This is a genomic window from Bradyrhizobium sp. GW821-FHT13H06 (genome assembly GCF_058803975.1).
The window spans coordinates 660,696-678,259 of the sequence record NZ_JBXAPN010000003.1; the positions used below are offsets into that span (position 1 = coordinate 660,696).

Consider the following 17,564-nt stretch of genomic DNA (forward strand, 5'->3'; position numbering starts at 1 on the left):
TTCTTCTTCTTGTTGTGGCTTGTCGTTGTTGAGCGCGACTGTTCAGGCCGCGCGCGTTGCCGCGGCCGATCCTTCGTCCTTGACGGGATTGCGCAGGATGCCGATGCCGGAGATCTCGATTTCGACGACGTCGCCGCCCTTCATCCACAACGGTGGCGTGCGATAGGCGCCGACGCCGCCGGTCGTGCCGGTGACGATCACGTCGCCGGGCACGAGCTCCGTGAAGGTCGAGCAATAGGCGATCAGGGCCGGGACGTCGAAGACGAGATCGGAGATCGGAGCCTTCTGCACTTCGACGCCGTTGAGCCGGGTGATCAGCGTCTGCTTTGCGATATCGGTCAACTCGTCGGTCGTGACCATCCAGGGCCCGAAGCCGCCGGTGCCGGCAAAATTCTTGCCCGGCGCGAATTGCGAGGTGTGGCGCTGCCAGTCGCGGATGCTGCCGTCATTGTAGCAGGCATAGCCGGCGACATGGCTGAGCGCGGCTTCACGCGAGATGCGGCGGCCGGCCTTGCCGATGATGACGGCCATTTCACCCTCGTAGTCGAAACGTTCGGATTCCAGCGGCCGGATCATCGGCTGGCCGTGGCCGACCTGGCTGTTGGCGAAACGGGTGAAGATCATCGGATGCGCCGGCGTCGGATGGCCGCTCTCGGCCAGATGCGTGGCGTAGTTGACGCCGATGCAGAAGATCTTGTCGGGATCGGGAATGGTCGGCAGCAGCGCGACGTCCTGCAACGCGTAGTCGGTCTTCTCGCCGGCGAGTTGCTTCAACTCGTCGAGCGCCCCCTTCGCGAGCAGCGCCTTCAAGGTCGGATATGTCTTCAGGCGCTTGCCGGCATCGATGACGCCTTTGTCGGTGACGATGCCATAGCTCGCAGTACCGGCGATCGTGAAGCTTGCAACTTTCATCGGTCAAACACTCTCTTCAATGCAGGAGACATAGTCGTTGATCGGAAGGACGATCTCGCCGCAGCGGATCGGAACGCATTGCGGCGGGAAATCCTGGCGGAAGCGCGCACCGGCGGCATCGGCGCGGTCGAGGAAACGCTCCAGATGATCCGTGGCGCCGGTCGGCAGATCGTGCAGCACCGTCAGCGTCCATGGCTGCCGGCTGCACTGGTCGAGGGCACGCTCGGTCCAGCCGTCGGGATCGTCCCAGTCGCGCGGAATGGAATTCCAGAGCACGCAGCTGTGTCTTTTGCGCGCGAGATAGTCGACGACGGAGGGCTTGAGCAGCCGCTTGTCGAGATTGCCGCCGCCGCCGAACGGCCGGAACCAGCGCTGCGGATGTGTGAGAGCGCCAATCGCGTCCTGCGCGCGTCCGATCTCGTTCTCTGCGGTATCGCGCCCCGATTGCTCACCGAGCGGAATGCTATGCGTAAAGGTGTGATTGCCGATCCAGTGCCCCTCACGGTGCGCGCGCTCCGCAAGTCTGCGCCGCTCGGGATCGGCAAGCTTCTCTCCGATGACGAAGAAAGTGGTCTTGATCCCGCGCTCACCGAGAATGTCGAGCACGCGCGGCGTCACCTCGGGGTCGGGACCGTTGTCGAATGTTAGGGTCAAATCGTACACGCGAGTACCTCAGGTCGCCGGCTGCATCGCGCTGGATGCGATGTCGTCGTTGGCCTGACCGGCGCGGGTGCCGGTCTGCCAGATCGCCGCCTTGCGCTCGATCCACCGGATCACGGCGTTGAATCCGATCGCAAGAAACAGCACGAGCAGTACGCCCGCGAACACGTGCGGGCTGTCGAGGATCGTCCGGTAGCGCGAGATCAGGTAGCCGATGCCCGCCGAGGAGATCAACATCTCCGAGACCACGACGCCGACGATGACCAGCGCACCGCCGACGCGCAGACCAGACAGCACCGTCGGGATTGCCGCCGGGATGATGACGCGGACCAGCCGCTGGCTCAGCGTCGCGCCCATGCTGCGGGCTGCGAGCAAGAGTTGCGGATCGATGGTCTGGATACCGGCGGCGGTCGCGAGCATCGTCGGCAGGAAGCCGTAGATCGAGGCGAATGCGATCTTGGATTCGGAGCCGATGCCGAGCCACACGGTGAAAACGGGATAGAGGATCACAAGCGGCACCGCATAGAGGCTCGACACCATCGGCATGATCAGCACGCGCGGGCGCGGCAGGCTGCCGACGATGGCGCCGAGCAGGATGCCGCCGCCGCAGGCGAACGCCATGGAGACCACGACCTCGTAGAGGGTGACGGCAAGCGCATGACCGTATTCACCCGCGTCTGTCCATCCCGCCATCAACGTGGACGACAGCGACGGCAGGAACAGTTCCGGGATGAGCCCGGCGCGCGGCAACAGCTCCCACAGCGCGATCAGGCCGATCACGATCAGATATCGCAGCGTCTTCGCGCTTATCCTGGCACTCATCTCCGCCTCACGCCGATTTGCGGATGTGCCGCCAGATGCGGTCGCGCAAGCTCCCGAAGGCATCGCCGCTCAGCATCTCGTAGGTGCGCGGCCGCGGCAGCTGGACCTGGAGATGGTCCACGATGCGGCCGGGCCGTGCCGACATGACGATCACCTCGTCGGCGAGATAGACGGCTTCGGTCAGGCTGTGCGTGACGAACACGACCGTCTTGCCGGTCGCGGCCCAGATGCGCAGCAGCTCGTCGCCCATGGTCATGCGCGTCTGTTCGTCGAGCGCTGCGAACGGCTCGTCCATCAGCAGCACCGGTGGATCCTGCACCAGCCCGCGCGCGATCGAGACGCGCTGCTTCATGCCGCCCGACAGCTCGTGCGGATGACGTTTGCCGAAGCCTTCGAGCCCGACCAGCTTCAACGCATCCTGCGCCTTGGCTCGCCGTTCGGCCTTGGGGACACCCCGCAACGCCAGCGGAAACTCGACATTGTCCTCCGCCGTCAGCCACGGAAACAGGCTCGGCTCCTGGAACACCACGCCGACCCTGTCGGGGTCGGGCTGCAGGATCGGCGCGCCGCTGATCGTGATGGTGCCCGCGGTCTGCTGACGCAGCCCCGCCATCATCATCAAAAGGGTCGACTTGCCGCAGCCGCTGGGGCCGACCAGCACGACGAAGCGGCCGGGCTTGATCTCGAGCGAGACGTCCTCCAGCGCGACGACGTCCTGCGACCGGGTCTTGAACACCTGGCCGACATTCTTCACCTCGATCGCGCCGGCGCGCGCGGCGGGCTTCAACGGGGTCACGTTCGCCAATGGCTGCATCGCGTTTCCACCCATCTGACAAGTTCGTTGAACGTCATGGCGATCGCGGCGACCATCACGACGCCGGCGAGGAGCTGCTTCATCTGGAAATTCTCGCCCCAGGTCGCGATCTGATGGCCGATGCCGTCGCGTGAGGCGTACATCTCGGCGAGAATCACGCCGGTCAGGTTGAAGATCATGGAGATCCGCAACGCCTCCAGCAGCACCGGCAGCATGCTCGGCAGGTAGACGCGGAACGCCGTCTGCATCGGCGTGGCGCCGTAGGAGCGCGCCACCGTCAGATGCTCGACCTTGACCGACTCAACCGCCGTCGTGGTCGACATGATCACGATGAAGATCGTAGAGAAGAAGCCGAAGCCGACCTTCTGGGCAAAGCCGACGCCGAACACGAGGATGAACATCGGCAGGAAGATCGATTTCGGGATGCTGAAGGCGAAGAACAACAGCGGCTTGGCGACATCGGCGAAGTAGCGGTTCTCCGCGACCAGAAAGCCGATCACCGCGCCAAAGGGGACGGCCAGCGCGAACGCGGCCAGCACCTCGGTCGCGGTCACCATCAGGTCCTTCTGCACGGCCGCGCGCTGCAGGAGATCGCCGAGCGTCACGAAAGTGTCGGACGCCGACGGCAGCAGGCGCGGATTGACGATGCCGGTACGCGACAACACCTCCCACAGCGCCAGGATCGCGACGATAATCGCGAGCCGCGCAAGGTTGATGGCAAGCGTGCTCTGCATCGCCAACTACTTGGTCGGGACGGGCTTGAACCTGGTCGAGATCACGTCCTCGACCGGCACGATGTCCTTGAGCCCGCCGAGCTTGGCGAGGTCGAGCGAGAGCTGCACGGCGGCGCTCACGTTGGCTGCGCCCATGTCGCCGCTGGTCTCGAGCTTCATGATTGTGTTGTCGTATTCGAGGCCGGCGATCTCCGGCGGCATCTCGTAGAGCTCGGCGATCAGCTTGATGGTGACGTCGCGATTGGCGCGCATGAACGCGACCGCGCCGTAGAGAGCGTTCACGGCCTTCTGCACCAGCTGAGGCTTGGCCTCGGCGAATTTGTCGAGCACGATCCAGCCCGCGGTCAGGTTCGGCGGAACCGCGGTCGCGTAGTCGAGGATGGTCTTGGCTTCGCCGGACTTCGAGATCTGGAAGCTCAGTGGCGAATAGACTACGGCGGCCTCGACATTGCCGGCCAGCAGATTCGGCACCAGGCCGCCGCCGCCGACGGGGACGCGCGTGAAGTCGATCTTCTTGTCCTGGATGGTCCACAGCGCGAGCAGGTCCGAGCCTGAGCCGGCCGCGGTGATCGCGACCTTCTTGCCGTTGAGGTCCTTGACGTCGAGCGTCGATTTGGCCGGCACCATCAACTGCCAGCCGAAATTGCCCATCGCGGCGTTGGCGACGATGCGCGACATCACGCCCTTCTTGCGCCCGGCGGAAACCAGCGAGGGCGGATCGAGGATGATGTCGGCTGCGCCCGCAGCCATGCCTTCGAACGTCTCCGCGCCGCTGCGATAGATGGTCAGCTCGGCCTGGATGCCTTCCTTCTCGAACAGCTTTTGCCGCACGGCCGTCTCGGCGATCGTCGTCGGCCAGTAAGTTTTCGTGGGCAGGCCGACGCGAATGGTGTCGGCGGCGCTCGCGGGGCCGGCGAAAATTGCGGCGGCAACGAGCGACATGAACGCGTGACGGCGATTGATCTTCATTGTTTCCTCCCGGTCTCTCTTTTTTTGTGCCGAATTTCTAGGGATCGTCAGGTCGTGCGGCTCACCTCCGCAATGCGCGAGGCGGCGAGCTCGACAAACTCCTTGGTGATGCCGAAATGCTTCGACAAGGCGCGAACTGCCGCGTCCGCGTCGCGTTTCATCACGGCAGCGACAATCGCCTCGTGTTCGGCCTCGACGTCGCGCGGCTTGCCACCGAGCTCGCGTCGGATCGAAAGACGGCGATATCTCTCACTCTGCTCGTGCAACACGTCGCGGAAGCCGAGCAGCCATGGCGAGCCGCAGGCGTTGACGAGCGCACGGTGGAAAATGCGGTGACGGATCACCCATTCCTCGTAGTGCACGGTCGGATCATCGGGGTAGTGATAGGGGACGGCCTTCAGATCCGCCCAGGTCGACTTCACCGACGCGAGCCAGGCGTCATCGCCCCGCTCGATCGAACGGCGCAGCGCGAGGCCCTCGATGTCGATCCGGGTCTGTGTCACGTCGGCGAGATCGGCGAGCGACACCGGGCTCACGCGGAAGCCGCGCTGGTCTGACGCCTGCACGAGGCCGTCGGCGACGAGACGCGACAAAGCCTCGCGGACGGCGGCAAGGCTCACCGAAAACTGCTTGGCGAGGCCGGCGATGTGCAGCTTCTGGGCCGGCAGCAGCCGCGCCGCCAGGATATCGGCGCGCAGCCGCTCATGCAGCGCCGACGTCAGGCTGCGCGGACCATCGCCGGGGTTTCCGGACATGTCGAACTGAAGCGGACCCATTGCGGAATGATTGCAAGGCGCCACCCCGCGGTCAACAGAAAATCGAAAATCGATTTTATTGGCGCCTCTTGGTTGAGCAGGAGAAGAAGCGGCACGCTTGGCGTGATCACCCGCAAGCCCAGTCGAACTTCATATCCCTGAAGTCGAGCTGGGCGTTGCCGCCGCCGAAATTGTAGCCGCCGAAATATTCCTCGAACTCGATGTAGAACGGGCTCATTTCGGGCACGGCCTGGCAGGGCCGCATCGTGCCGCCGAGATGGTTGTGGGCGTGATCCTTGCTCCAGTCATGCAGGCGGAAATTGTCGCGGCCGGGCACGCCGCCGACATAATAGTAGTAGGGCTGATAGCCGGTCGGCGTCTTCCCGCGCACGTGCTCGTCCTGCGGGCTCTTGCCGGCATTGGGATCGTTCGCGCGCGGCGACAGGGCGATCGCGCGATTCTCGACGAGATCCGCGCGCGGCGAAGCGGCGAACATCTTCCTTGCGTAAGGCGGCGTCGCCTCGAAGAAGGCGCTGGCCCCGCCGACGTCGAGCCAGCGGGGCCGCTCGGCCGTCGCCAGCGGTGCCGGCGGCGTCGCGAACGCGCCCTCGTACTCGGCCCGTGTCAGCAGCAGCGCGGCATATTCGTAGTCGAGAATGTCCGTCATGCGCGACAGGCGTGGATGGGAGATGCGCGCCATCACCGCCTCGCGAATCTCGGGATCATCGGGCGCGCCGCCGTCGTTGTGATCTGGCGCGGTGGCAAAGAACGACACCGCGACGATGTCCTCGCCATGCACGCGATAATCCTCCGGCAGCAACAGCGTGAACCCGTGCATCAGCGGATAGCCGCTGACCGGATCGAGCGGCCATTGTTCGCTCGTGATGCCCGGCGGCGGCCCAAAGACCCAGCCATGATCGCGCACGCGGTCGGCGGGACGGTCCAGCATCTGCAGATCATAAGCACGCGAAGGCGGGGCAAATGCCACGGTCGGCTCCATCCGGGTTCAGCCTCGCCGTTGAGGCGAGGGTTGGTCGCGAGGAGGCGGGATGTGGTTCGTGGGGATGCTACCGTCTTGCCGCTGTTTTCGCCCGACGTGTCAAACGCTTTGGCACCCGCGGAAAGGCCCCGCTAACCCATTGATTCCTAAGACCCCGTCTACTGTGCATGGGGTTGTTTTCGCACTTTTTGCTTCGGCTACCCGCGCATCCGCGCGACCGACGCATCCACCACGTTCTCCACCTCCTCGCGCCAGCTCAGGATCTCCATCGCCAGCACCGGGTGATTGAAGCCCTTGAGCTGGAGATCATCGAGGGCGCGGGCCTCGACCCACGGCTCGACCATGCCGTAGACGCGGCGGCTCACCACGATCTGGTTGGGCTTGGCTTCTCCGCACAGGCGGGAGGCGAGGTTGGTGACGCTGCCGATCGCGGCATATTCCAACCGCTGCTCGAAGCCGACCTGGCCGAGCGTGGCATAGCCGAGCGCGATGCCGATGCCGAAGCCGAGGCTATGGCCGCGGTTGCGCCAGCGCTCGGTCAGCGGGCCGATGGTGTCGCGCATCTCCACCGCCATCTTCACCGCGCGCCTGGTGTGGTCCTCGAACTGGATCGGCGCGTTGAACAGGATCATCACGCCGTCGCCGGCATATTTGTCGAGCGTGCCCTCATATTTGAAGATCAGCTTGCCGAGCGCGGCGTGATATTCGCGCAGCACGTTCATCGCCTCTTCCGGCTCGGTCGCTTCGGTGAACGCGGTGAAGCCGCGCAGGTCGCAGAACACGACCGTCACCTCGCGGCGCTGGCTGGTGAGCAGCCCCTCGGGGCTGTCGGAGGAGGCGATCAGCTGCGCCACCTGCGGCGCCAGGAAACGCTCGAGCTTGCGGATGCGCTCGATCTCGCCGAGCTGGGTCTTGACGCGCGCCTCCAGCGACTTGTTCCAGTCCTTGAGCTGCTCGGTCTGCTCGCGCAGCTTGTCCGCCTGGGCGCGCACGGTCTTGTTCGCGGCCTCCAGCGCGTGGCTCTTGTGGTCGACCTCGCTGAACAGCCGCGCATTGCGCATCGCCAGCACGGCCTGGTTGGCAAAGGTGCGCATCAGGCCGATGACGCTGCCGGCGAACTCGCCGCCGGCGTGGCGCAGCACCACCAGCGAGCCGAGCGTGCCCTGCTGGTCGATCAGCGGCACCACCAGCACCGAGTTGAAGCCGGCCGCGAGCGCGACCTCGCGCAGCGGCTGCTCGGCGGCCTCGCCGAGCTCGGCAAGCGCGATCGGCTCGCCGCTGGCGGCGGCCTCGCTCAGGATGTTCTCGCCCTGCTCGATGGTGACATGCGCGCCGTCGGCGGATTTGTCGATGCCGTTGGCCTCGACCAGGTTGAAGCGGCCCGCCTCGGCGTCGAAGCCGTAGATCAGCACCGCGTCGGCATGGGTGATCTCGATCGCACGGGCGGCGATCGTCGCAAGCACGGCGTTGAGATCGAGCGAGGAGGCCACCGCGCGGCCGACCTCCTCCAGCACCTTGAGCTCGTGAATCGACTGCGCGAGATCGCGGGTGCGCTCCTCGACCTTGGTCTCCAGGTTCGAATAGGTCTCCTGGATCTGGTCGGCCATGCGGTTGAACTGCCCGGCAAGGTCCTCCAGCTCGTCGGAGGTGTGCACGTCGATGCGGTGGCTGAAATCGCCTTCGCCGAGCCTGTAGGCGCCGTCGCGCAGCGCCGTGATCGGGATGATCATGCGGCGCGCCAGCAGCGTGCCGGCAAGGATTGCGACCATCAGGCCCATGCCGATCAGCAGCACGATGCGCACCAGCTGGTCGCGGATCGGCATCAGGGCCTGCGTGGTCGGCTGCTCGAACAGCACGCTCCAGCCGAGCTTCGGCACGATGCTCGCGGCGCTCATCACCGCATGACCATTGAAGTCGGTGCCGGACGTGTCCGGCTCGTGGCCGGGCGCGATCGCGGCTGCGACCTGCGACAGCCTGGAGAGGTCCTTGCCGATTTCGGGCCCTTTCGAGGACGTCGCAAGCACCCGGCCGCGCGGATCGACCACATAGGCAAAGGCCGCCTTGCCGACCTGGGCGTCGGACAGGAAATCGGTGAGGAAGCTGAGATCGATCTCGGCCACGGTGACGCCGGCGTTGAAGCCGGAATGCGCCACCGAGATCGACATCATCGGCGTCCGGTCGGCGAACCAGGCCGGCGCATAGCTGACGCCGCGGGCGACGGCGTCGGTGAAGCGCATGTCGCGGGAGAGGTCGGCATTGCCGCCGGTCGTGGTCGACTGCCGGGAGACGCGCAACACCTCGCGGCCGTCGCCGTTGAGCTGGAACAGCTGGTTGACGTCGGAGACCTGGTGCAGCAGCTGCGCGTAGTCGGCGCGGCGCTTCTCCAGCGTGTCCTGGCTCGCCCGCGTCACCCAGCTGATCTGGCGATCGAGCTCGGAGATCGACTGCTCGATCCGCCGGGCGGCCGCCTGGGCCTTGTTCTCCAGCCCGTCGGTCAGCGACGTCCGGGTGGCGCGGTAGGAGATCCAGGTCTCCATCGCCCCGTTGACGGCGAGGACGAACACGACGAGGCCGACGAGGGAGACGACGTATTTGGCGAACAGGCCCCCGCGCAGAGATCGTGTCTTGTCGTTCGCTCCTGCCATCCCGATCCTCTTGCGCCGCCATCGACGCCGGCGCTGCGGGCCGTTCTACCACAATTTGGGCCATGGGGCCGTGGCGGGGCCGGCGGACCGGCCGGTGTGGTTACCCCCGGTGGACTTCCGGGCCGGTGGAAGGGAGTAATTGCCGCAGCCTCATCCCGCTCGGAGGAAGCCGCAGGGGTCGAAGCCGATGCAGGGATTTGCCCGTGACGTCCAGCGCGCCAGTCCTTCGGTCAGCGATTGAAGAGCTGCCGCAGCACGTCGTTCATTGGCTGACTGTCCTGCTGCGCCGGCGGCGGGTCCTCCAGAGCGGGGGCCGCAGGCGAGGCCTGCGGCGCCGGCGTGGAGGGCGTTGCCGGCACGCTGCGGCTGCGGCCGGAGGCGGTGCCAGTGCCGGTTGCTGCGCCACTGGAAAGCCCCTGCTGGATCAGATTGCCGATCGCCTCCCCCAGCGGGCCGCCGAGCACATTGTTCTGTCCCGGCTGCTGGGCTTGCGGATTGGCATTGCCGGGCGCATTGCCGCCGCCTGGCGCGGTGGCGCCACCCAGCCCGAGGCTGCCCAGAATGTTGCCGAGCCCGGCGCCGTCGGGGCCGAACAGACCCTTGCCCATCTCGCGCAGCTTGGCATAGGCGGCGTCCGGATTGTCCAGCATGCCGGCCATATCAGGATAGATCCGCGGCTGCGACCAGCTGCCCTGGATCATCACGGGGATACCGAAGCCGACCGGCTCGGAGATGCGGCCCTGGCCTTCGGTCGTCATCACGAGCTTCGGCTCGACGCGAAAGCCCATCATCTTGGTGTCGAGCGCGATGGTGCCGGCGCCGGTCACGCGCACCAGCGGTCCGATCAGATTGAGATCGGTCGTCACCGCCTGGCCCTTGTCGATGCGGAAGGAGGCCGAGAGCTGCGACAGATCCGTGCTCTGTTCCTGGCCAGGGTCCTGATTTGCCTGCCAGCCGGACAGCGTGCCTGCCGTCAGCGAGCGGATCATCTGCGCGACGTTGATGCCGCGGATGGCGCCGTCCTGGAAATTGACGAAGGCCGTGCCTTGCATGTTCGCCATCAGCGCGCGCTGACTATTGCCGGCACTGCGCAGGGCGAGCTTGGCCTGCAGCTTGCCGTCGATGCGGTCGAATTCGGCAAGGCCCTGGAGCAGCGGCAGCGCGCGCACGCCGACGAGATCGGAATGCATGGCAAAGCTCGGCGCACCGCTGGTCGCATCCAGGATCACCTCGCCCGAGACCTGGCCGCCATAGGCGCCGAGATTGGAGGTGCCGGCCTTCAGCACGCCGCCGGCGAGCTTGGCGTCGAGCGCCAGCGGCGCGATGCGCGCATCGCCGATCAAGGCTTCGTTCGCGGAGATCCGCAACTGCGCGTCGACATAGTTGAGCCCGGACACGTTGATCGGCGCATCGCTCCAGGGCTGTCCGGCCGTGCCCTGCGGCGATTTCGCCAGCGGCATCGCGAGCCGCTGGAAATCGAGGTCGACCTTGACCAGGGGCTTGCTCGCGATGTCGACCGAAGCCCAGCCGTTGAATGCGCCGTCGCCGAGCCTGCCGTTCACGCCGTTGATCATCACCACATCGCGGTTGAGCCGCATCTCGGCGTGTCCGGTGAGCTGGGACTTCAGCACGTCAGGCATGTCGATGGCGAAATCCACGGGAACGGTCGGCCGCTCGGCTGGCGACGACGGCGCGGCCGCCTTGATGTCGAACTTGGTCGGATGATCGCCGACGCGCGCGGTGCCGGTGATATTGACCTTGCGGTCGTGGTCGACGGTCGTGTCGGCGTTGATGGCGCTGATGCGGCCCTCGACACGATCGCGCAGGCGCGAGAATGCAACTTCGCCGTCGATCACCTTGATGCGGTCGATGGTGGCGCCATTGGTATCGAGCGCGAGCGGCTTCGATGGGGCGCCGGCACTCGGCAGGCGCTCACGCAGCAGCGGCTGGTAGAGCACGGGATGGGTGACGACGAGTTCGCCGATCTCAGGGCGGCCGGACCATATGCTCGCGAGCGACATGTCGGCCTGCACGCTGTCGACCGTCAGGCGCGTGATGCCGCTGCGATCCCTGGGGTCGGCAAGCGTGAGGTCGTTCAGGGTGACGTTCAGCGTCGGCCACAGGCTGATCTTCGTGGTGCCGTCGATCGACAGGCGATAGCCGGTCGCGCTCTCGACGCGCGAGGCGATCGCGGCGGTCAGGAAGCCCGAGGGGATTCCCACCATCAGCAGGAGTGCGATCACGATGATGACGGCGGCCAAAGCTCCGCCGGCGAATTTCAATGCTCTCATGTCGACTTTCCAACGACGGATGATCGGCGTCGAATCCGGCAGATGACCCGTCCTTTGCGCCTTTAGTTTATCCCCGGACGGGAAGCGGCTCCAAGCGCGTAAAAATAGTCCGGGGGTGCTGCAAAGTTATGTGACTTATGACACACTTCTCCGGCGCGGTTTTACGCGATCCTGAAGTTTGATGGTTTCAAGCGATTTGACAGGAACAGTGACGTTCACAAGGACATTGAAATGAGCAAGCAGGCCGAATTTGCGGTCATCCTGAAGATGAACCCGATGTTCGCCGATCTCGGCGCAGACGAGCTCCAGCGGTTGTCCAATCTCTGTCACACCCAGCATCTGGGGAACGGCGAGGTGCTGTTCCAGAAAGGCGATCTCGGGGACGCGCTGTTCGGCGTGCGCCGCGGCCAGGTCCGCATCGAGACCGGCGCCTCCGACGGCAGCCGGCTGACGCTGAATTTCATGGGGCCCGGCGACCTGTTCGGCGAGGTCGCGGTGCTGGACGGCCAGAGCCGCACGGCGGATGCCACTGCGGGCGAGACCAGCGAATTGTTCGTGCTGCGACGCGAAGACTTCCTCGGCTTCCTCGAGCGCGAGCCAAAGGTCGCGATCAAGATCATCGCACTGCTGTGCCAGCGCATCCGCTGGCAGAGCGAGCGCATGGAGGAGTCCATGCTGCAGCCGCTGCCGGTTCGCCTGGCGCGGCGGCTCTGCGCGCTCGCCGCCGATTTCGGCTCCGAGGTCCACATCTCGCAGGAGCAGCTCGGCGTCTTCGTCGGCGCCGCCCGCGAGAGCGTCAACCGCCAGCTTCAGGCCTGGCGCAAGGAGGCGATCCTCGATCTCCAGCGCGGCCGGATATTGCTGCGGAACATGACCAAGCTGACCGCGATCGCTAGGAACGAGTAGGGGCGGCCGCTCGCGGCGTTCGATCCTTCCTGCTCGCCGCGCACTCATCATCGCACCCAACCGGCGGCGTCGTCCGTTTGAGACGCGCGATCCTACTCCGCCGCCGGGTGCACGAAGTTCTTTGGTACGTGGGGCGCCTCCGCTGGTCCCGTCTCGTGATGATCGTCCGTCTCGGCGTCCTCGCTGTGCACGATCAGCCGCTTGGCGAAGCGCCAGATCAGGGCGCCGAAATCGTCCATCACCATGAACATCGCGGGCACGAACACCAGCGACAGGATGGTCGAGAAGATCAGGCCGCCGATCACCGCGAGCGCCATCGGCGAGCGGAATTCGCCGCCGGCGCCGACCGCGAGAGCGCTCGGTATCATGCCGGCGGCCATCGCGATCGTGGTCATCACGATCGGCCGGGCGCGCTTCATGCCGGCGTCGATCATGGCTTCCTCGCGCGGCTTGCCGGCGCGAATGGCTTCGATCGCGAATTCCACCAGCATGATCGCGTTCTTGGTGACGATGCCCATCAGCATCAGGATGCCGATCCACACCGGCGTGGTGAGCTGCTTGCCGGTGACGAGCAGCGCTGCGATGGCGCCGCCGATCGAGAGCGGCAGCGAGAACAGGATGGTGATCGGCTGCAGGAAGGTGCCGAACAGCAGCACCAGCACGGCGTAGACCATCATCAATCCCGCCGTGATCGCGGTCGCGAAGCCGTCCGACAATTCGTTCAGGCTTTCCGCGTCGCCGGAGGGCGAGACCTTCACGCCCTTCGGCAGGGTCTTCATGACCGGCAGGTCGTAGATCTTCTTGGTGGCATCGCCGAGCGCGGCGGAGCCGACGAGGTCGGCCGCGACGGTCGCCTGCCGCTCGCGGTCGTAGCGGTTGATGCTGGTCGGACCCTGGTCGAGCTTGACATCGGCGATAACCGAGAGCGGCACGCCGCCCTTCTCGCCGCGCTCGCCAAGCGGCACGCGCAACTGTTCGAGCGTCTTCAGATTGCCGCGCGCGGCATCCTCGAGCTGCACCCGGATCGGTACCAGGCGATCGCCGACGTCAAATTTGGCGAGCGCAGGGCCGACGTCGCCGATGGTGGCGACACGGATGGTCTGCGACAGGCTTTCGGTGGACACGCCGAGCCGTGCGGCGAGATCGGCGCGCGGTTCGATACGCAGCTCGGGACGCTCCAGCGAGGTCTCCGAGATCACATTGGCGATGGTGGGAATGCGTTTCATCTGCGTCGCAAGCTCGCTCGCGACGTTGTTGACGATGTTGGGATCGACACCGGTCACCACCAGCGAGATCGCGCGCAGGCCGTTCTCGTCCAGGAACCAGAAACGGATATCGGGAACGTTCTCCAGCTCCTGGCTGATCGAGAATTCAAGCTCGCGCTGGGTGATGTCGCGGCTGTTCTTGGGCGTGTAGTTGATGATCAGGGCGGCACGCCGGACTTCCTGGGTCCCCGGCGGGACGCGCCCGCCGTCGACGAAGATGCTCTTGACCTCGGGCCGCTTGCGCAGGCGCGCGACGATGTCCTCGGTGACCTTTTCGGTGTAGGCGAGCTGGGTGCCCGGCGGCAGCTCGAGGGCAAGCAGCGAGCGGGCGCTGTCCTGCGCCGGCAGAAAGCCCTGCGGCAGCAGCGTGATGCTCCAGATCGAGGCGGCGAAGACGCCGAGGCCGATCAGCACCGTGATGAAATAGTGCTTCACCGACCAGCCCACGATCCGATGATAGGACCGCAATATGCGGCCGGGCGGCGGTTCCACATGCGTATGGTGCTTGAGGAAGTAGGCTGCCAGAACCGGGGTGACGAAGCGGGCCGCGAGCAGCGAGAAGAACACCTGCACCGAGACGGTGATGCCGAACTGCTTGAAGAACTGCCCGGCAATGCCCGACATGAAGCTCGCGGGTGCGAAGATCGCGATGATGGTCAGCGAGATCGCGATGACCGCGAGGCCGATCTCGTCGGCGGCCTCCAACGCGGCACGGTAGGGCGATTTGCCCATGTTCATGTGCCGGACGATGTTCTCGATCTCGACGATGGCATCGTCGACGAGAATGCCGGTCGACAGCGTGATGGCGAGAAAGCTGACGAGGTTCAGCGAGAAGCCGAGCAGGTCCATCGCCCAGAACGCCGGGAAGATCGACAGCGGCAGCGAGATCGCGGCGATGATGGTGGCGCGCAGGTCGCGCAGGAACAGCAGCACGATGACGACGGCGAGGATGGCGCCTTCGAACAGGGTCGAGATCGCCGCGTGGTAATTGCCGTTGGTGTATTCGACCGAGGTGTCGATCACCTTCAGATCGACATCGGGATAGGCCGCCTTGAGCGCGTCGATGCGCTTCTGCACGGCTTCGGCGACCTTCACGTCGCTGGCGCCCTTGGAACGCTTGATGCCGAGCGCGACCACCGGCTCGCCATTGAAGCGGGCGAAGGTGCGGCGGTCGGCGATGGTGTCGGTGACGGTACCGAGATCGTCGAGCCGGACCTCGCCGCCGCCGAACAGCGGGATCATGGTGCCGGCGAGATCGCCCAGCGTCTTGGCGCCCGCGAGCGTGCGGATCGCCTGGTCGTTCTTGCCGATCTCGGCGCGTCCGCCGGCGACGTCGACATTGGTGCCGCGCAGGCTCTGGCTGACATTGACGGCAGTCAGGCCCATGGCCTGCAAGCGATCGGGATCGAGCGAGACCAGGATCTCGCGCTCGACACCGCCGATGCGCTCGACCTGGGCGACACCGCGGACGCCCTGCAGCGCGCGCTTGACCACGTCGTCGACGAAATAGGAGAGCTGCTCCGGCGTCTTGCCGGGCGAGATCGCGGCATAGGTGACGATCGGCAGGCCGATGACGTCGACGCGCTGGATCAGCGGCTCGGTGACGTTCTGCGGCAGGTTGGAGCGCACGCGCGTCACCGCGTCCTTGACGTCGTTGAGCGCGCGGTCGGTGTTGGTCTCGAGCGCGAACTGGATCGTGGTGACCGACAGGCCGTCGGTGATCGAGGAGGTGATGTGCCTGACGCCCTCGACGCCGGAGACCGCGTCTTCAACCGTCTTGGTGACCTGGGATTCGAGCTCGGCTGGTGCTGCGCCAAACTGCGAGACCGCAACCGAGATCACGGGGATGTCGGCCGAGGGCAGCCGCGTCACTGCAAGCTTGGTGAAGGAGGTCCAGCCGAGAACCAGAAGGATGATCGAAAAGACGACAGACGGCAGCGGATGACGAATTGACCATGCCGAGATATTGAGAGCCATCAGCGTACCCGCGTGCGATCGAGTTCATCGGCGAACATGGTCTTGATCTGGTCGCCATCATGGAGCGAAGAGCCGGCGTCGGCCACGACGATTTCCCCGACCTCGAGGCCTTCCAGGATTTCCGTCGAGGTGTCGGACGACAGTCCGACCCGCACCTTGCGCGTCTCGACGACATTGCCTTTGACGACCTGCACCATGAGATGGTCGATCGCGGTCTTGGGGATGGAAACGCCGCAGCTGCGCTTGGCGTCGATCGAGGCGCGGGCGAACACGCCGACCTTGAGCGATGGATTGTTGGTGACGCTGATGCGGACGCGCCCGAGCTGGGTCGTGCGGTCGATTTCGGGCGCGACCAGCCGGACGCGTCCGATCAGATCGGGCGCGTCGTCGCGGCTGATGCGCACGGTCGCGCCGGAACTGAGCTTGGACATGTGCACCGCCGGCACCTGGGCGTCGAGCTCGATCTCGTTGTTGACGGCGATGCGGAACATCGGACCAGCCTGCGGCGAGGCCGGCGCGCCGACGATGGTGCGGACCTCGGTGATGAGACCCGGAGCAGGTGCTCTCAACGAGATCGGGCCTTGCGGGCCGGGTCGCTGCGGCTGGCCCGGGATCTGCGGCGGCGCAGTCAGGCGCGCCAGCTCCTGGTTGTCGGCGACAATGGCGCCCTCGGTGACCAGGAGGTCGGTGACTCTTGAGCCTTCCTGGTCGGCAACGACCACCGCCTCGCGGCGCGGCACGAAGAAGCCGGTCACCCGCACCAGGTCGGAGAAGCAGGCGTTGGTGGACTTCGTCACGATGACGAGCGCCTCGCCCGGCGTCTCCTTCGCTTCGGGGCGATGCCGATGCTCGAACAGATAATAGCCGACGCCGAGCACGGCGACGAACAGCACGGTTCCGGCCGGCTTGAGATATTGAGTCAGATTCATCGCCGGATCATCCTGGCCTGGCTCACGGCCGTCCGTGCGAGGCCCAGACAGAGCGTTTCCCCGAAATAAAGCGTCCCGCAAGGTTGCGGGACGCGCTTTGGAAGCGAGACCTTACACCACATCACGACTGTTCACTGTAAAGGATTACGTCGAGCTCACTTCGACGCGGTAGTCTTGTTTTCCATGTTGACGACCTGCACGCGGCGGTTGACCTCTGCCAGCGGCTGGCTCGGATTCTTGAGCTTGCTCTTGCCATAGCCGACGGTGACGAGATCGGTCGCGGAGATGTTGTACTTCTCGACGAGGTAGCGCTTGATCGAATCGGCGCGACGCTCCGACAGGTCCTGGTTGTAGGCTTCGCCGCCGGCGGCGTCGGTGTGGCCGGCGACCACGAAGGTCGAGCCCTTCAGGTCGGGACTGGTCAGCGCCCGGCCGAGCGCCTGCACCGACGGCATCGACTTGGCGCTGATGTTGGCGGAGTTGTAGTCGAACGTGATTTCGAGATCGATGTTCGGCTTGTCCTTGACGACTGAAGCGATTTCCTCGCGCTCGGTCGACGACAGCGAGCGCGTCGAGCGGCCGCGCACGGACTGAATCAGCTTGGTCTCCGCCGCGTTCGGCGCGGATTCGGTCTGCGGGCCGATCGAGAGGCCGCGGGTCAGGGGCTTCTTGGCCGGCGGTGCGAGCGCGCGGACGATCTCGTCCTCGGTGACATTCTTGCTGTTGCCGTCATCGCCTGCGTACGCGCGCGGCAATGACAGAGCGGCGCCGACGATGATGATGGACAGGATCGCGGTAAGTCCCTTTGCAGCCAATCTCATAGCCAGTCCCTCCTGCTCAGCCAGTCGCGTGCTTCCAAATTCCGGCAATAGGCCCCGGAAAAGG

General features: G+C 65.6%; 14 protein-coding genes. 1 reads left to right on the top strand and 13 read right to left on the bottom strand.

The window, feature by feature from the left end; translation table 11 throughout:
• Window positions 1-42: 42 nt before the first annotated feature.
• The 10 genes from AC1RQP_RS15540 to AC1RQP_RS15585 form a co-directional block, all read right to left on the bottom strand.
• Complete coding sequence (locus tag AC1RQP_RS15540) at window positions 43-912, bottom strand: fumarylacetoacetate hydrolase family protein (RefSeq protein WP_492937588.1); 870 nt, start codon at window positions 910-912, stop codon at window positions 43-45.
• Window positions 913-915: 3 nt separating this feature from the next.
• On the bottom strand, window positions 916-1,575 hold the full coding sequence (locus AC1RQP_RS15545) for a polysaccharide deacetylase family protein (RefSeq protein ID WP_492937589.1): 660 nt from the start codon (window positions 1,573-1,575) through the stop codon (window positions 916-918).
• Between the two features lie 9 nt (window positions 1,576-1,584).
• Window positions 1,585-2,394 carry an ABC transporter permease gene (locus AC1RQP_RS15550; RefSeq protein WP_239620059.1) on the bottom strand — a complete coding sequence of 270 codons (810 nt, stop codon included), beginning with the start codon at window positions 2,392-2,394 and terminating at the stop codon, window positions 1,585-1,587.
• 7 nt (window positions 2,395-2,401) lie between these two features.
• Entirely contained in the window at window positions 2,402-3,208 is an 807-nt protein-coding gene (locus tag AC1RQP_RS15555; protein ID WP_492937590.1) for an ABC transporter ATP-binding protein, read from the bottom strand.
• A complete protein-coding gene (locus AC1RQP_RS15560; RefSeq protein WP_492937591.1) occupies window positions 3,187-3,942 on the bottom strand; it encodes an ABC transporter permease in 756 nt (251 codons plus the stop codon). The genes AC1RQP_RS15555 and AC1RQP_RS15560 overlap by 22 nt, the downstream gene beginning before the upstream one ends.
• Window positions 3,943-3,948: 6 nt before the next feature.
• Window positions 3,949-4,911 carry an ABC transporter substrate-binding protein gene (locus tag AC1RQP_RS15565; RefSeq protein WP_239620063.1) on the bottom strand — a complete coding sequence of 321 codons (963 nt, stop codon included), beginning with the start codon at window positions 4,909-4,911 and terminating at the stop codon, window positions 3,949-3,951.
• A 47-nt stretch (window positions 4,912-4,958) separates the two neighbouring features.
• Window positions 4,959-5,687 carry a GntR family transcriptional regulator gene (locus AC1RQP_RS15570; RefSeq protein WP_492937592.1) on the bottom strand — a complete coding sequence of 243 codons (729 nt, stop codon included), beginning with the start codon at window positions 5,685-5,687 and terminating at the stop codon, window positions 4,959-4,961.
• A gap of 106 nt (window positions 5,688-5,793) precedes the next feature.
• Complete coding sequence (locus AC1RQP_RS15575) at window positions 5,794-6,615, bottom strand: hypothetical protein (protein ID WP_492937593.1); 822 nt, start codon at window positions 6,613-6,615, stop codon at window positions 5,794-5,796.
• A 248-nt stretch (window positions 6,616-6,863) separates the two neighbouring features.
• Window positions 6,864-9,311 (bottom strand): adenylate/guanylate cyclase domain-containing protein, encoded by a 2,448-nt coding sequence (locus AC1RQP_RS15580; RefSeq protein WP_492937594.1) that lies wholly within the window; start codon window positions 9,309-9,311, stop codon window positions 6,864-6,866.
• Window positions 9,312-9,541: 230 nt separating this feature from the next.
• Complete coding sequence (locus tag AC1RQP_RS15585) at window positions 9,542-11,602, bottom strand: AsmA family protein (protein WP_492937595.1); 2,061 nt, start codon at window positions 11,600-11,602, stop codon at window positions 9,542-9,544.
• Window positions 11,603-11,833: 231 nt separating this feature from the next.
• Between AC1RQP_RS15585 and AC1RQP_RS15590 the strand changes: the two genes are divergently transcribed.
• Window positions 11,834-12,508, top strand: coding sequence for a Crp/Fnr family transcriptional regulator (locus tag AC1RQP_RS15590; protein ID WP_492937597.1), 675 nt, complete (start codon window positions 11,834-11,836; stop codon window positions 12,506-12,508).
• 92 nt (window positions 12,509-12,600) lie between these two features.
• On the opposite strand, the gene AC1RQP_RS15595 is transcribed toward AC1RQP_RS15590, so the two are convergent.
• From AC1RQP_RS15595 to AC1RQP_RS15605, 3 genes are all read right to left on the bottom strand, one after another.
• Window positions 12,601-15,750 (bottom strand): efflux RND transporter permease subunit, encoded by a 3,150-nt coding sequence (locus tag AC1RQP_RS15595; RefSeq protein WP_492937598.1) that lies wholly within the window; start codon window positions 15,748-15,750, stop codon window positions 12,601-12,603.
• Window positions 15,750-16,679 carry an RND family efflux transporter gene (locus AC1RQP_RS15600; protein WP_035670616.1) on the bottom strand — a complete coding sequence of 310 codons (930 nt, stop codon included), beginning with the start codon at window positions 16,677-16,679 and terminating at the stop codon, window positions 15,750-15,752. Before AC1RQP_RS15600 ends, AC1RQP_RS15595 begins: the two co-directional genes overlap by 1 nt.
• Before the next feature lie 155 nt (window positions 16,680-16,834).
• Window positions 16,835-17,500, bottom strand: a complete 666-nt coding sequence (locus AC1RQP_RS15605; RefSeq protein WP_239620073.1) for an OmpA family protein — start codon at window positions 17,498-17,500, stop codon at window positions 16,835-16,837.
• Between the last annotated feature and the right edge of the window lie 64 nt (window positions 17,501-17,564).

Bases quoted from the DNA above. Each gene is read 5' to 3' on its own strand.
- AC1RQP_RS15590 (WP_492937597.1), top strand. From the start codon at position 11,834: ATGAGCAAGCAGGCCGAATTTGCGGTCATCCTGAAGATGAACCCGATG.
- AC1RQP_RS15540 (WP_492937588.1), bottom strand. From the start codon at position 912: ATGAAAGTTGCAAGCTTCACGATCGCCGGTACTGCGAGCTATGGCATC.
- AC1RQP_RS15550 (WP_239620059.1), bottom strand. From the start codon at position 2,394: ATGAGTGCCAGGATAAGCGCGAAGACGCTGCGATATCTGATCGTGATC.
- AC1RQP_RS15585 (WP_492937595.1), bottom strand. From the start codon at position 11,602: ATGAGAGCATTGAAATTCGCCGGCGGAGCTTTGGCCGCCGTCATCATC.
- AC1RQP_RS15605 (WP_239620073.1), bottom strand. From the start codon at position 17,500: ATGAGATTGGCTGCAAAGGGACTTACCGCGATCCTGTCCATCATCATC.
- AC1RQP_RS15560 (WP_492937591.1), bottom strand. From the start codon at position 3,942: ATGCAGAGCACGCTTGCCATCAACCTTGCGCGGCTCGCGATTATCGTC.
- AC1RQP_RS15555 (WP_492937590.1), bottom strand. From the start codon at position 3,208: ATGCAGCCATTGGCGAACGTGACCCCGTTGAAGCCCGCCGCGCGCGCC.
- AC1RQP_RS15580 (WP_492937594.1), bottom strand. From the start codon at position 9,311: ATGGCAGGAGCGAACGACAAGACACGATCTCTGCGCGGGGGCCTGTTC.
- AC1RQP_RS15565 (WP_239620063.1), bottom strand. From the start codon at position 4,911: ATGAAGATCAATCGCCGTCACGCGTTCATGTCGCTCGTTGCCGCCGCA.
- AC1RQP_RS15575 (WP_492937593.1), bottom strand. From the start codon at position 6,615: ATGCTGGACCGTCCCGCCGACCGCGTGCGCGATCATGGCTGGGTCTTT.
- AC1RQP_RS15570 (WP_492937592.1), bottom strand. From the start codon at position 5,687: ATGGGTCCGCTTCAGTTCGACATGTCCGGAAACCCCGGCGATGGTCCG.
- AC1RQP_RS15600 (WP_035670616.1), bottom strand. From the start codon at position 16,679: ATGAATCTGACTCAATATCTCAAGCCGGCCGGAACCGTGCTGTTCGTC.
- AC1RQP_RS15595 (WP_492937598.1), bottom strand. From the start codon at position 15,750: ATGGCTCTCAATATCTCGGCATGGTCAATTCGTCATCCGCTGCCGTCT.